Raw genomic sequence first — 13,401 nt, forward strand, 5'->3', positions numbered from 1 at the left:
GGTGCGGATATGAAAAAGCTGACAGTTATTGTCAAACCCGCGAACCGGGAGGATGTCATCGACATCATGGAATCGTGTGCCGTGTACGGCGTGATGGAAACGGATATCACCGGATATGGAAACCAGAAGGGTTACCGGGTGATGTACCGTGGAACCATGAGCGGACCGAATGTACTGATGAAATGCAAATTCGAGACCGTCGGTGACGATAAGACAATTGAAGTATTAAAAGGCTTTCTGGAAAAGAAGCTGTGTACCGGAAATATCGGAGACGGAAAGATTTTTGTCGAGAAAGTGGCAGACGTCATCCGGGTTCGTACCGGCCAGCGCGGCGAGGAAGCATTATAAAAACAAAAGACAGTAAAAAGGTGCAAAGAGGCAGCCAGAGCAGATCGTTCGGCTGCCTCTTCTGAGCTAAAAAAGCCGGAACGGGAGGAATGCTGCATGGTAAGATACATCATAAAACGTTTATTCATCGGAGTGGTGACAATCTGGGCACTGATCACCATTACCTTTTTCCTGATTCGGATTATGCCGGGCAGCCCGTTCGAGGCGGATAATCTTTCCCGGAGCGCGATTGAACAGCTCGAATCGACCTACGGACTGGATGAACCCATGTGGAAACAGTATATTCTTTACATGGAAAATCTGATGCACGGAGATCTCGGCATTTCCTATAAAAAGAACGTTTCTGTTAATACACTGATCGCAAGAGGATTTCCGTACACGCTAAGCATCGGACTTCTCTCTATTGCGGTATCTGCATTCCGGGCTGGATCGGCATGGCTCGTCAGGTAAGAGGCCAGCTGATTGCCTTAAAGGAGCAGGAGTTTTCCATGGCAGCACTCGTCATCGGAGCAAGTGATGCGAGAATTCTCTTCCGTCACCTTTTGATCAATGCCATCGGACCGATCATTGTACAGATTACCTTCCTTGTTCCGAATGCCATTTTTACCGAAGCCTTCTTAAGCTTCATCGGAATCGGCATTTCCGCTCCGATGGCAAGCTGGGGTTCCATGGCGCAGGATGCCCGACAGGTGCTCACCATGCACCCGGGACAGCTGCTTTTGCCGACCATCTGCATTTGTATCACCATTTTCTCCCTGAACTTCCTCGGTGAGGGAATCGGCGATGCCTTTAATCCAAAGAAAACCAGGGGGTGAAGCGTATGAGTTTACTCGAAATCAGCCATCTCACAACAAAATTTGAAACGCAGCAGGGAACCGTCAGCGCAGTCCGCGATGTTTCCTACCATCTGGAAGAGGGCGAGGTACTTGGTATTGTCGGCGAGTCCGGTTCCGGAAAAAGTGTCGGCATGCTGACCCTGATGGGGCTTCTGGCATCGAACGGCAGAGTGGAAGAAGGAGAGATCCTTTTCGACGGAGAAAACATTTCTCCGCCGCACACGAAGGACCGGAAAGAAAAACGGGCTTATGAAAAGAAAATGCAGCAGATCCGCGGAAACCGCATCGGCATGATTTTCCAGGATCCGATGACATTTCTGAATCCGATCCTGAAAATCGGAATTCAGATGACAGAGGGAATTCGAAAGCATCAGAATTGCTCTAAAAAAGAAGCGGAAGCGAAAGCCATTGAGCTGATGCGGCAGGTCGGAATTCCAAGTCCGGAAAAACGGCTCGATCAGTATCCATTTGAATTTTCCGGCGGCATGCGGCAGAGAATCATTATTGCGACGGCGCTGGCGTGTGATCCGAAGCTGATTATCGCAGATGAGCCGACAACCGCACTGGATGTGACCGTACAGGCACAGATTCTGGAGCTTTTGAAAAAGCTGACGAAGGAAAAAGGAACCTCCGTTATTATGATTACCCACGACCTCGGCGTTGTCGCTTCTATGTGTGACCGGATTGCCATTATGTACGCAGGACAGATCGTAGAAGAGGGAACCGTCGATGAGATTTTCTACGAACCGCATCATCCGTACACGAAAGGTCTTCTGAACAGTATCAACAATTCGGCAAAGGATAACGACGAACCGCTCGTTCCGATTCCGGGAACACCGCCGGACCTCTTAAAGCTTCCGAAGGGCTGCGCATTTATGAGCCGCTGTCCTTACACTATGAAGATCTGTGAGGTACAGGCCTCTCCGGTGACAACCTACAGCGAGACGCACTGCTGCAGATGCTGGCTGGAATGTATGGATGAAACAAAAATCACAGTTTCCGGGGAGGAGGCGGCGCTGGAGGACTCTAGGGCGGGTAGCCATTTTTATCCTGATTTTGCAGCAGTACTGCTGAAACAGAAGGTAGCGGAGCAGTACGGATTAAAAGCAGAAAATGTACTGACAGGCGCCGGATCGAGTGCGATGATCGATATGATCGGACTGACCTTTCTGGACGATGGAGATGAGGTGCTGTTTTCCGCGCCGACCTACGGGGCATTTGCCGACATGGCGTATTTAAATGGCGGTGTGCCGGTCTCCGTACCGGTAACCGAAGAGCAGAAATTTAATCTCCCTGCCATGAAAGAAAAAATTGGTGAAAAAACAAAAATCGTGGTGATCTGCAATCCGAATAACCCGACCGGAACGTATGTGCCGATCGGGGAGCTGGAAGCATTCGCAGATACCCTTCCGGAGGACGTGCTGCTGGTGATGGATGAGGCATACATGGAGTTTGCCACCGAGCCGGACTGCTGCAGTATGGTCGATTATATGAAAGCACATCCGGAAAAACCGATTCTGGTTCTCCGCACCTTTTCCAAATATTATGCGATGGCAGGCCTTCGTGTCGGCTATGCGCTGGGCTCCGAAGAGCTGATTGGAATCATGCGGAAATGTTCCGCTTCCTGGAACCTGAATGTCTGCGCCCAGAAAGCGGCAGAGTGAAAAAGGTTTTACGGTAAACGTTAAAAGATAGAATGAAAGAGAAAAAGACCGGATGAGAAGTAAAAAATCCGGTCTTTTTCTGCTGGTATGAGAACAGAAAAAGCGGATCAGCAGGTTGCATATTTCAGGTAAAAAAGGTATACTTATAAGTGATAAAAAGAGAAATATGTTAGCAGCAGCTAATAAGAAAAAAACAGAGAAAAAACATGGTTTTTGCAAATTAGTGCTTGCCATTCCATGAAAATTGGAATATTATATGTGCAAACGCCTATAGATGAAAAAAGATGTATCACATCCTGAAAGGGGAAAGAAAATATGCTTTTTAAAACATACCAGAAGATCACGACGTTATTTAAAGAACATCATGGATATATGAGCTTCGCAGACCTCAGAGATCATCAGGTGACCGTACTGCAGCTGGCAGAAATGGAAGAGGAAGGAAGTCTGGAACGATTTGCACGCGGCTGGTACTGGTGCAAGGACTGTGGTTATGAAAAACCGGAAGACTATCAATATATTGAAATTGCGAAAGTAAACCCACGCGCAGTCATCTGCATGGACAGTGCTGCATGGCTTGCCGGAATGCTGAAAGAAGAGCCGGCTACGATTGCAGTTGCAACAGCACGGACAGACCGAAAAAAAATGGATCTGGAAAATTTTGAAATCAGACGTTTTTATTTCCAGAATGCCGATGTCCCGGGCGAAATCTGTGAGAAAAAGACAGAGTTTGGTTCCTACAAATATTATTCTCCGAAGAGAACCTTCTGTGACTGTCTGCGCATGAACAACAAGATGCCGGAGGAAGTAAAAGAAGAAATCCTCACCTGGTGCCGGAAACAGAAATATTCCAAAGAAGAGATTCTGGAATACGCGAACAAGCTCCGTGCGGTAAAAAATATCGAGGAAGAGTATCAGAAATAAAATTTCACAGGAATAGATAAGGGAAACTCCCGACGGAAGATCTTATACGAGAAATTCTGCCGGGAGTTTCTGCGTGTATATCGGATGGTTACGCATACACGATTTCCTCGTATGTTCTCCTGTGTCATTCGCAAAAATCGCATAAAATGAGAAGCAAAGAGCAATACTTGACTAGCCGAACGGGAAACGCGGCGATACAATAGAGGCAACAAATTTCGGGAGGATTTTACCTATGAGTAAAGAGACGAGAGAGTATGCAAAACAGCTGGTTTCCCAGATGACGCTGGAAGAAAAAATGAGCCAGATGGTCTATCAGTCACCGGCGATCGAGCGTCTTGGCATTCCGGCATACAACTGGTGGAATGAAGCGCTGCACGGCGTGGCAAGAGCTGGTGTGGCAACGGTATTTCCGCAGGCTATTGGCCTTGCAGCAACGTTTGATAAAGAGCTGCTGCAGGAGATCGGTGATGTTGTTTCTACCGAGGGACGTGCAAAATTCAACGAGTTTTCGAGAAAAGGCGACCGCGGCATCTACAAAGGCCTGACCTTCTGGGCACCGAACGTCAACATTTTCCGTGATCCGAGATGGGGCCGTGGCCATGAGACATATGGTGAGGACCCGTATCTGACTGGTGAGCTCGGATGCGCCTACATCCGCGGATTACAGGGACCGGACCCGGATCACCCGAAGGCAGCGGCGTGTGCCAAACATTTCGCCGTCCACAGCGGCCCAGAGGCGATCCGCCATGAGTTTGACGCAAGAGTCAGCAAACATGATCTGTATGACACCTATCTGTATGCCTTCAAACGCTGTGTCAAGGATGCAAAAGTCGAGGCAGTCATGGGCGCGTATAACCGTGTCAACGGTGAACCGGCATGCGGAAGCAAGACATTGTTAAAGGACATCCTGCGCGATGAGTTCGGCTTTGAAGGCCATGTTGTCTCCGACTGCTGGGCAATCATAGATTTCCATGAGCACCACAGAGTGACCAAAAATGTAGAGGAGTCCGCAGCGCGTGCCGTCAACAACGGCTGTGACCTGAACTGCGGCGTTGCTTTCCTGCATCTGCCGAAAGCATACGAGGATGGCCTGGTATCCGAAGAGGCAATCACCGCGGCAGTTGAGCGCCTGATGGAAATCCGCATCCGCCTCGGTATGATGAAAGACTATCCGTCACCGTACGAAGATCTGTCCTACGATCTAGTCGAGTGCAAAGAGCATGTTGATCTGTCCGTCGAGGCAGCGAGAAGAAGTATGGTTCTGCTGAAAAATGAAAACAATATGCTGCCGCTCGATGTGAAGAAGATCCGCAGTATCGCCGTGATCGGACCGAACGCGAACTCGAGAGCAGCGCTGGTTGGAAACTATCAGGGAACATCGTCCAGATACATCACACCGCTGGAAGGAATTCAGCAGTATGTCGGTGATGATGTGAGAGTGACATACGCAGAGGGCTGCCATCTGTATAAAAATAAAGTCGAAGGACTCGGCGAGGACAAAGACCGTTTCAAAGAGGCTGTCATTGCCGCTGAGCACGCAGACGTTGTCGTTCTGTGCCTTGGACTTGATGCAACTGTTGAGGGCGAGGAAGGCGATGCCGGAAACGAATACGCGAGCGGCGATAAGCTGGGCCTCAATCTGCCGGGCTTACAGGAGGAACTGCTTGAGACAATCACAGCGGTTGGAAAACCGGTAGTCCTCGTTCTCTCGGCAGGAAGTGCCATCGACCTGTCCTGGGCCGAGGAGCATGTACCGGCTATCCTTGACAGCTGGTATCCGGGTGCGCGCGGCGGAAAAGCCGTGGCCGAGGCGCTGTTCGGCGATTATGCACCGAACGGAAAACTGCCGGTGACTTTCTATCAGGGAACAGAAAATCTGCCGGAGTTCACCGATTACAGCATGGCAGGACGAACCTACCGCTATACTGATAAAAATATTCTGTATCCATTTGGATATGGACTGACGTATGGAACAATTTCCTACAGCGGCGCAAAAACGGAGCAGGAGACGAGCGCGGTGCTCGACGATGTGACCGTGTGCACGAAGGTGAAGAATGAGAGTGCATATCCGCTGCATGAGAGCGTAGAGGTTTATGTGAAATACAAAAACGCACAGCCGGGTGAGCCAGGTTTCCAGTTAAAAGGCATCGCGTGCGTGGAACTGCAGGCAGGAGAAGAAAAAGAGGTTTCCGTGACACTGCATGCAAGAGATTTTGCTGTTATCACAGAGGACGGCGGATGTGTCGTACGGCCGGGCGAGTATGAAATCTCCATCGGCGGACAGCAGCCGGGCGAAAGAAGCCGCGCGCTGACAGGACGTGAGACAGAGATTCTGACGGTCAGAAAAGAAGGAAATGAAGAGAACGTCGAGTATTAAGTATTAGATAGAAATTGAAAAACGAAGAGGGAGGTGGAATCGTCTGCCTCCCTCTTTTGGTGACAGAATGGGGAGACAGGATATGAGTACATTATGGTATACAAAACCAGCCGTAGCGGCTGCAGAGACACTGCGTGTGCGCATTGCCAACGGCGGATCAGGCGTATGAAGGGGAACCTGAGAAATTTACAAAGTGTTTTTCTCATGGCTCAGGCGCGTGAGGCAGCGAGATCCGCAGAATAGAGATGCAGGAGTTCTTTTGTATAGCGGCACATGTAGCCGGGGATGCCGTCGTAAGCGCCGGTTTCCAGTTTTGCGCAGGCAGCGCAGGTCTGGCAGATGCGACGGAGGGAGCAGGAGGAGCAGCGGGGATTTAAGGTGATGGTTTCGATTTCGCACTGAAGCTGCTTCCATGCGTTATCAAATCCTGTTTCAAAAACGTTGATTTCCGGCTGCGAGAGCATCACACAGGGGCGCATCTTTCCCTGCCAGTTGATTGTAAAGGAAGTGCGGCCCGCCTGACAGCGCATGCGCTGGAAATCAGGTTCGGGAGTATCCGGCGTTTCGGAGACGCGGGTTATGATGGTCTGAGCCATTTGAAGATAGGTTTTGGAATCGAGGGAAGCTTTTTCAAACTGCACTTTTCCACGTGCAGCGTCCTCTGGCAGAAGCCGGGACTGTTCACAAAACGCAGCGGATCGCTCGCGCCGGGCAGGATACATGTAGGTGTCGATGTTGATCGGAGCGTCGAGAGAGCGGGCGAGTGCCACTAGGGAGTCCACATCCGTGCTGTTGCTTCGCACGAGACTGCCGTTGATTTTCACATCAACATTCCGTTCCCGCAGAAGACGAATCCCGCGCAGCGCCTTTTCAAACCCGTCTTTGTAATGACAGAGATCGCGGTAGGTTTCCTTCGAAGTTCCATACAGCGTGATATTGATGCGCCGCGGCGGATGTTGTGCAAAAAAGTCCGCCCAGGTTTCATCAATCAGAGTCCCGTTCGTATTGATCGTCAGAATCATACCCATGCTGCGAAGCTCCAGATACAACGTTTTAAAATCTGGAAAGAGGAGCGGCTCGCCGCCGGTCAGAAGAAGGAAAAGCGTGCCGGATTTCTGCATCTGGCGCGCAAGCGAAATCCATTCCGCAGCAGAATGCAGATGCCCCTGGCGCTCCATCTCCGGACGCGAGAGCCGGACGTAGCACATGCCACAGTTCATGTTGCATAAGGGGAGAAGCTCGAGACTGCCGTTAATCGGGGTGTGGGAGCGGGCGGCTTTGGAGATCAGATGTTTTTCGTAGGTGAGATTGTCCATGGGGGTCCTTTCTGTATAGATATGCAGATATGGAAATACGGCCAACTTCTGGGGAGCTGACCGCATTTCGGGTGATTGGGAAATTTCTATTTTTTTTGAATTTATGGTTAATTAGGAATGGTTAGGGTGGTTACTGTCAATATTAGTGATTTTAAGACGACCAGTATGAGAATACGTACCGCTGTGATTGTCACCATCGTCACTGTTCCAGGTTACATTGTAATACGTACCGACGGCTGGGCTATAATTTTTGATACTGTAAATAGGACGGTTTCGCTGAATCTTATCACCAATATATTCAAAACCACTTCCGGTATCTTCACTGAAAGAAATTTTCGCATCGTAGCCACAAAGACCATGCAGCATGCCTTTGTTGTCTGTCCAATAGCCACTTTTTTTCCCGTTATAATCATCAAATTTGTCTATCTGTCCATTGGTTTGTCCATCACCTGGGTAAGCACATTGAATTAAACCTGTGATGCAGGCTGCCACATACTCATTCGCCTCAAACATCTCCCCGGTAGTTTCCGGTCGTGTCCACTTCATTTTTTCCATATTCACTCCTCCTCCTTCAGAAATCCGAGCATTACACTTTCCTTCATAAAATCATAAATATCCGATTCCAGAGACTGGTTATCGTCCTCATATCGTTCCTGCGCGGCTGCCACCGTTTCCTCAAACGTATGCGGCATCCGAAACAATTCCCACAAAAACCGCGAAGTCTCATTCAGTGTCAGCATTCCATTAAAATGTTCCGCACTCGCCCCCGTCGGCACAAGAATTGTCTCCCCTGCAATTTCTCTTACTATGTAATCTTCATTGGCACAATAGTGCTTTTCCTCTGATAAAGCACGTTCCATTACATTCTCCATCAACATCCCAGCCCTCTTTCAAAAGTACAATGCCAGAAAAACAAGTAAAAATAAAATATTACAGTTTTTATTACATATAGAATTATAGAGAAATAGACAGTAATTGTCAAGGGAAACTTTGGCAAAAAACACGCTTTGCAATATGCACTTTTGTATGGATGAGATGGCGCTTCGGTCGCAGATTTTTGTGGACAAAAGCGGTCTGATAGAAAAAACAAATTGTATTTCCGGCATGACTATAAAACGCTGCAGATCAGTCAAAAATAAAATTACGTATTTAATTACAAAAAAGGACACAAAGATTGACGGAGTCTCTTTTTTTTGTTATCATAAATGCGGAAAAAGGGATCGTGATACGTGGCGGAGAGAAGGGAAGATCATGGGGAGAAAGAGGAGTTTTTGATGGAAAAAACATTTCAGACAGGGAGTTTTTCCTTCCGGCTGAAGTTTCCGGAAGAGCTGGTACTTCCGGTGGATATGGAAAAATTTTTGGTGGAAACGGATTCTGCGGATTATACATATATCATTACGGCCGTCGACATATTGCCGGAAGCGGAGGGAGAGCTGATTGTGGATCGGGTCGATCTGCAGGTGTTTCATACAAAAGAAGGATTGGAGAGCCGCCGGATCGGTGTGAAAGGAGAAGCGCGTCCTTATGCATTCTACCGTGAGACTGCGCAAAATCGTGCGGAGGTTTTCGTCGGCAGGTGGTATCTGGCAGAAGTTGAAAAGTATGAAGTTGTTTTTCTTTCCCTCCTTGCCCTGGAGCGCCGTCTGGCAGAGCAGCCGTGCCTGATTCTGCACTGTGCATACACGGAGTATCAGGGGAAAGCAATGCTCTTTTCTGCACCATCGGGAACGGGCAAAACCACACAGGCGGGACTCTGGGAACAGTACCGGGGAAGCCGTACCGTAAATGGGGATAAGGCATTGCTGGAATATGACGGCACAGCGTGGACAGCAAACGGCTGGCCGGTCTGCGGAACATCAGGAGTCTGCGAAAACAAAAAGCTCCCGGTCGGATGCATTGTAATGCTGAGCCAGGCAAAGACGAATCAGGCGTGGCGGCTGCGTCCGGCAGAGGCATTTACGAGTCTGTACGGACAGATCACCATGAACCGCTGGGACAGGGAGGGACTGGTGCACAGTCTCGACCTTCTCGAACAGCTTGCTGGAAAAGTTCCGGTGTATCATCTTGCGTGCGACATTTCAGAAGATGCGGTGAAAACGCTGGAGCAGGAGATCGGGACCGGTTCGTTCGAAAGTGAAACATATGCAGCTGCACTGCACAAAAACATGATTCAGAAAAGGGAGAAACATGCATGAAAATGATGGATACACGTGCCTATGTCGGAATGCTGAAAGAACTTGTAGAGCAGGACAGAGAAGTGCGTATGGTGATTTCCGGGAGCAGCATGGCGCCGTTTCTGATTCATGGACGCGACAGTATTTTCTTCCGAGCGCCGGAGCGGGAACTTCGGAAAGGTGATATCGTATTTTACGAGCGGCCGGGCGGACAGTTTGTCGTGCATCGGATCTGCCGCGTTCATGCAGACGGTTATGACATAATCGGGGATGCACAGACGGAAATCGAGCATCATGTGCAACGGAAGCAGATCTTTGCACGGGTGACAAAAGTGGAACGAAAAGGAAAAATACTTGTACCGGGAACGTTCTGGTGGGAGTTTTTTGCACAGGTCTGGATTCGCATTATCCCGCTTCGTCCGATTCTGATGCATGGATATGCCCGGTTATTCGGTGTGGATAAAAAGAAAAATGATGCGTGCAGAGAAAATGAAAGGAAAAGAAGATGATTACAGAAACAGAAACCGCATTCCTTGCGGTGATTCGTGCGTTTTTGACAGAAGAAAAAGCATCGCCGGCAGAAATTCAGGGGCTGACAGAAAAACAATGGAATCATCTGTTTGTCCTCGCGGCACAGCATTCGCTGCTGTCAGCGGTCTACGATGTTGTGGGAAAAACACCGGAATTTGCAGAGCTTCCGGACGAGCTTCGCAGACAGGTAAAAACGCAGGCAATGCAGAGTGTTTTGCAGCAGGTTTCGCGTACAGCGCTGTTTCTTTCCGATGAAAAGGAGCTGGAGCATTTGGGCGTGCAGCCGCTGGTGATGAAAGGAATTGTGTGCAGAAGTCTCTATCCGAAACCAGATCTGCGCCCGTCCGGGGATGAGGATCTTCTGATTTCGGCAAAGGATTTTGCAACAGTAGATGCCTGTTTTATGAGGAAGGGCTTTGTGCGGGACAAAGAAACCGCAATGCCAAATGGTGCCAAAGACGGTGATGCCCCGGAAGAGATGGGCTACATTCATCCGAAAACAGGGGTCTTCTATGAAATACATACCAGGCTGTTCAGCACAGAATCCTCTGCCTATGGTTATCTGAACCGTGCATTTTCCGATGTTTTTGCGCATCCATCCAAAGTGGAAGTGCAGGGGCAGAGCATCTTTACCTTAGAAGAAACGCATCATCTTTTCTATCTTCTCTGCCACAGCTTCAAGCACTTTCTTCACGGCGGCGTTGGGATCCGTCAGATCTGTGATATGGTACAGATGATTCGTATATATGGAAGAAAAATAGACTGGGAAATGTTCTGGCAGCTGTGCGAAGAGTATCATATGACGTGCTTCTGTATCAATCTGCTGGATATCGGCGAGCGGTATCTGGGCTTTTCCTATGAAGCAAGTGGGGCAGTCCGTGCCGCAAATAAGCTTCACCCGGATTCCGAAGCGCTTCTGATCGATATTCTCGATGCCGGTTCGTTCGGGAAATCGAGTGTGGGAAGGATCCACAGTGCAAACATTACCCTGTATGCGGCAGAAACCGGAACGGAAAAGCACACAGCCGGGGGAATCTGGAAATCGCTGGTTCCGGAAGCTTCCTATATGAAAAACAAGTATCCCTATGCGGCGAGGTATCCGTTTTTGCTCCCGGCTGCATACGTGGAGCGAATCCTGAAATGGCTGGGGCAGGGAGAAAAAGGACAGAAATCGAGCATTGAAGTGGGTGCGGGACGTGTCGAGCTGCTGAAAAAATACGATATGATCCGTACCGTAGACGGGAAAAAGAGAGGGGACGCGCATGCAGGAAGAATCCAAAGAGAAAAGTAAAGACGCTCCCTTCGAGTCTCTCCGCATCCTGTCGGAGCGATGGAAAAACGGAACGTTCTCGGAAATCATCGATGACTGGAAATGGATTTTTGGCTACAGCGCGCGCTATAAGGGTGCGATTGTTTTTTATACGATTCTCGGTATCTTAAGCACTTCGCTTGGGCTTGTCGGCAGCGTGGCAGGAAAATACCTGATCGATATCATCACCGGATACCAGATACAGAAGCTCCCGCTACTGCTTTGCATCATGATCGGAAGCACCGTGTTCAGCCTTGGGTTTGAGAGTGTCATTAACCGCATTTCAACGAAGCTTGGTATCGCCATCAACAACGACATCCAGGCGGATATTTTTGACAAAATCGTTGATGCGGACTGGCTGGAAATCAGCAAATACGCAAACGGTGACGTACTCAATCGTTTCAACGGCGACATTGGAACGGTCAGCGGCAACGCAATCAGCTGGCTCCCGACGATTATCATTGCTGTGTATCGGTTTATTGCCACCTTTTTCGTGATTCTGCATTATGACTGGGTCATGGCACTGATTGCTTTTTTAAGCGCACCGTTCCTGCTTCTGATGTCGCGGTTTATGATCCGCCGTCAGCGGGAATACAGCAAAGAAGTACGCGAGATGAGCAGTAATCTGATGAGCTTTGAGGTAGAAGCGTTCTACAATTTTGATACGATCAAGTCGTTTGGCATCGCACCGTATTACAGCAAAAAGATGCGTTGGTGGCAGGGACTTTTCAAGGATATCAGCCTGAAATATAATCTGTTTACGATTAAAACCAATATCGTAATGTCTATTCTCGGGAGTGCGGTGGAGTTTACGGCGTTCGGATACTGCCTGTTCCGCCTGTGGACGCACGACATTACCTATGGAACCATGACGCTGTTCCTGCAGCAGCGGAGTAACCTTTCCGGCGCGTTTGGAAACGTAATTTCAATTATTCCGTCCTTCCTCAACAGCTCCGTCTCGGCGCACCGGATCCGTGAGCTCGTAGAGCTGCCAAAAGAAGTCCATATCCCGGAGAGCGCCGCGCTTGATCCGCTGGCAAAGGATGGATTCCGGGTACAGATGCATGGGGTAGAATTTTCTTATATAGAAGGAAATAAAGTAATCACCAGATCGGAGTTTCAGGCCGCCCCCGGCGAGATTGTAGCGCTGGTTGGCCCGTCCGGCGAGGGAAAAACAACGATGATCCGCCTGATTCTCGGCCTTATCCGCCCGCAGGAGGGGGAAACCGTGATCATTGCCTCAAACGGAAAAACGGTTCCCATGAACGCCGAAACGCGTCATCTCTTCGCCTATGTGCCGCAGGGAAATACGATCCTTTCCGGCACAATCGCCGAAAATATGCGCATGGTAAAAGAGGATGCGACCGACGAGGAGATCATCGAAGCGCTCAAAATCTCCTGCGCCTGGGATTTTGTTCAGCATCTGCCGGATACCATTAACAGCCGCGTCGGGGAACGTGGCCGCGGTTTCTCCGAAGGCCAGTCCCAGCGGCTTGCCATCGCCCGTGCCGTCCTTCGCGATGCCCCGGTGCTGCTTCTGGATGAAGCCACCTCGGCACTGGACGTTACGACGGAACGAAACGTTCTCCGAAACATCATCCGCCAGCGTCCCAACAAAACCTGCATCGTTACGACGCACCGCCCGAGTGTCCTCGGCCTCTGCCAGAGAGTTTACCGTGTCATGAATGGAACCGTGACCGAGCTCGATGAGGCAGAAGGGGCAAAGATGGTGGAAGATTTTTGACAGAAAATGGCTTTTCCTTCATAAAACAGGTGGAGGAGGAGCCATTTTTTTCGTTGGATGGGAATGACAGAAAAAAGACACAAAAAAGACACAAAGGTCGGAAGAGTGATACTTCAAAGTCAAATCAGTTATAGAGTTGCAAGTCAAAATCCTGCTATAATACAACCATCAAAGGTCA

General features: G+C 49.4%; 13 protein-coding genes. 10 read left to right on the forward strand and 3 right to left on the reverse strand.

The features are described 5' to 3' along the window. The first annotated feature begins 9 nt into the window (after positions 1 to 9). The 6 genes from DW915_RS05370 to DW915_RS05395 all read left to right on the forward strand — a co-directional run bounded on the left by DW915_RS05370 (position 10) and on the right by DW915_RS05395 (position 6,146). On the forward strand, positions 10 to 348 hold the full coding sequence (locus DW915_RS05370) for a P-II family nitrogen regulator (protein ID WP_022462439.1): 339 nt from the start codon (positions 10 to 12) through the stop codon (positions 346 to 348). Positions 349 to 444: 96 nt separating this feature from the next. Beyond that, positions 445 to 798, forward strand: coding sequence for an ABC transporter permease (locus DW915_RS05375; RefSeq protein ID WP_117804665.1), 354 nt, complete (start codon positions 445 to 447; stop codon positions 796 to 798). Beyond that, a complete protein-coding gene (locus DW915_RS05380; RefSeq protein ID WP_082424743.1) occupies positions 783 to 1,163 on the forward strand; it encodes an ABC transporter permease in 381 nt (126 codons plus the stop codon). The genes DW915_RS05375 and DW915_RS05380 overlap by 16 nt, the downstream gene beginning before the upstream one ends. A gap of 5 nt (positions 1,164 to 1,168) precedes the next feature. Next, positions 1,169 to 2,848 carry an aminotransferase class I/II-fold pyridoxal phosphate-dependent enzyme gene (locus DW915_RS16330; protein WP_158581022.1) on the forward strand — a complete coding sequence of 560 codons (1,680 nt, stop codon included), beginning with the start codon at positions 1,169 to 1,171 and terminating at the stop codon, positions 2,846 to 2,848. A gap of 315 nt (positions 2,849 to 3,163) precedes the next feature. Beyond that, a complete protein-coding gene (locus tag DW915_RS05390) occupies positions 3,164 to 3,769 on the forward strand; it encodes a type IV toxin-antitoxin system AbiEi family antitoxin domain-containing protein (protein WP_022462444.1) in 606 nt (201 codons plus the stop codon). A 232-nt stretch (positions 3,770 to 4,001) separates the two neighbouring features. After that, positions 4,002 to 6,146 (forward strand): glycoside hydrolase family 3 C-terminal domain-containing protein, encoded by a 2,145-nt coding sequence (locus tag DW915_RS05395; protein ID WP_055268352.1) that lies wholly within the window; start codon positions 4,002 to 4,004, stop codon positions 6,144 to 6,146. Positions 6,147 to 6,355: 209 nt separating this feature from the next. On the opposite strand, the gene DW915_RS05400 is transcribed toward DW915_RS05395, so the two are convergent. The 3 genes from DW915_RS05400 to DW915_RS05410 form a co-directional block, all read right to left on the reverse strand. After that, entirely contained in the window at positions 6,356 to 7,462 is a 1,107-nt protein-coding gene (locus tag DW915_RS05400; protein ID WP_118741732.1) for a radical SAM protein, read from the reverse strand. A 111-nt stretch (positions 7,463 to 7,573) separates the two neighbouring features. After that, positions 7,574 to 8,017, reverse strand: coding sequence for a hypothetical protein (locus DW915_RS05405; RefSeq protein WP_118741733.1), 444 nt, complete (start codon positions 8,015 to 8,017; stop codon positions 7,574 to 7,576). A 2-nt stretch (positions 8,018 to 8,019) separates the two neighbouring features. Further along, complete coding sequence (locus DW915_RS05410; protein ID WP_158581023.1) at positions 8,020 to 8,334, reverse strand: PqqD family protein; 315 nt, start codon at positions 8,332 to 8,334, stop codon at positions 8,020 to 8,022. Positions 8,335 to 8,736: 402 nt separating this feature from the next. On the opposite strand from DW915_RS05410, the gene DW915_RS05420 reads away from it, so the two are divergent. The 4 genes from DW915_RS05420 to DW915_RS05435 are packed head-to-tail and all read left to right on the forward strand — an operon-like array spanning position 8,737 to position 13,223. Next, a complete protein-coding gene (locus tag DW915_RS05420; RefSeq protein WP_055266869.1) occupies positions 8,737 to 9,660 on the forward strand; it encodes a hypothetical protein in 924 nt (307 codons plus the stop codon). Further along, positions 9,657 to 10,148 carry a S24/S26 family peptidase gene (locus tag DW915_RS05425; RefSeq protein ID WP_055266871.1) on the forward strand — a complete coding sequence of 164 codons (492 nt, stop codon included), beginning with the start codon at positions 9,657 to 9,659 and terminating at the stop codon, positions 10,146 to 10,148. Before DW915_RS05420 ends, DW915_RS05425 begins: the two co-directional genes overlap by 4 nt. Then, on the forward strand, positions 10,145 to 11,461 hold the full coding sequence (locus DW915_RS05430) for a nucleotidyltransferase domain-containing protein (protein WP_118741736.1): 1,317 nt from the start codon (positions 10,145 to 10,147) through the stop codon (positions 11,459 to 11,461). The genes DW915_RS05425 and DW915_RS05430 overlap by 4 nt, the downstream gene beginning before the upstream one ends. Beyond that, positions 11,433 to 13,223, forward strand: coding sequence for an ABC transporter ATP-binding protein (locus DW915_RS05435; protein WP_118741737.1), 1,791 nt, complete (start codon positions 11,433 to 11,435; stop codon positions 13,221 to 13,223). The genes DW915_RS05430 and DW915_RS05435 overlap by 29 nt, the downstream gene beginning before the upstream one ends. Positions 13,224 to 13,401: the final 178 nt, after the last annotated feature.

The sequence above is a fragment of the Blautia sp. AM42-2 genome (assembly GCF_003480245.1).
In the GTDB taxonomy this organism is placed as follows: Bacteria; Bacillota; Clostridia; order Lachnospirales; family Lachnospiraceae; genus Fusicatenibacter; species Fusicatenibacter saccharivorans.

Excerpts from the sequence above, each read along its gene's own strand:
- DW915_RS05375 (WP_117804665.1), top strand. The coding sequence starts at position 445 with ATGGTAAGATACATCATAAAACGTTTATTCATCGGAGTGGTGACAATC.
- DW915_RS05390 (WP_022462444.1), top strand. The coding sequence starts at position 3,164 with ATGCTTTTTAAAACATACCAGAAGATCACGACGTTATTTAAAGAACAT.
- DW915_RS05370 (WP_022462439.1), top strand. The coding sequence starts at position 10 with ATGAAAAAGCTGACAGTTATTGTCAAACCCGCGAACCGGGAGGATGTC.
- DW915_RS05410 (WP_158581023.1), bottom strand. The coding sequence starts at position 8,334 with ATGGAGAATGTAATGGAACGTGCTTTATCAGAGGAAAAGCACTATTGT.
- DW915_RS05430 (WP_118741736.1), top strand. The coding sequence starts at position 10,145 with ATGATTACAGAAACAGAAACCGCATTCCTTGCGGTGATTCGTGCGTTT.
- DW915_RS05395 (WP_055268352.1), top strand. The coding sequence starts at position 4,002 with ATGAGTAAAGAGACGAGAGAGTATGCAAAACAGCTGGTTTCCCAGATG.
- DW915_RS05405 (WP_118741733.1), bottom strand. The coding sequence starts at position 8,017 with ATGGAAAAAATGAAGTGGACACGACCGGAAACTACCGGGGAGATGTTT.
- DW915_RS05420 (WP_055266869.1), top strand. The coding sequence starts at position 8,737 with ATGGAAAAAACATTTCAGACAGGGAGTTTTTCCTTCCGGCTGAAGTTT.
- DW915_RS05435 (WP_118741737.1), top strand. The coding sequence starts at position 11,433 with ATGCAGGAAGAATCCAAAGAGAAAAGTAAAGACGCTCCCTTCGAGTCT.
- DW915_RS05380 (WP_082424743.1), top strand. The coding sequence starts at position 783 with ATGGCTCGTCAGGTAAGAGGCCAGCTGATTGCCTTAAAGGAGCAGGAG.
- DW915_RS05425 (WP_055266871.1), top strand. The coding sequence starts at position 9,657 with ATGAAAATGATGGATACACGTGCCTATGTCGGAATGCTGAAAGAACTT.
- DW915_RS16330 (WP_158581022.1), top strand. The coding sequence starts at position 1,169 with ATGAGTTTACTCGAAATCAGCCATCTCACAACAAAATTTGAAACGCAG.
- DW915_RS05400 (WP_118741732.1), bottom strand. The coding sequence starts at position 7,462 with ATGGACAATCTCACCTACGAAAAACATCTGATCTCCAAAGCCGCCCGC.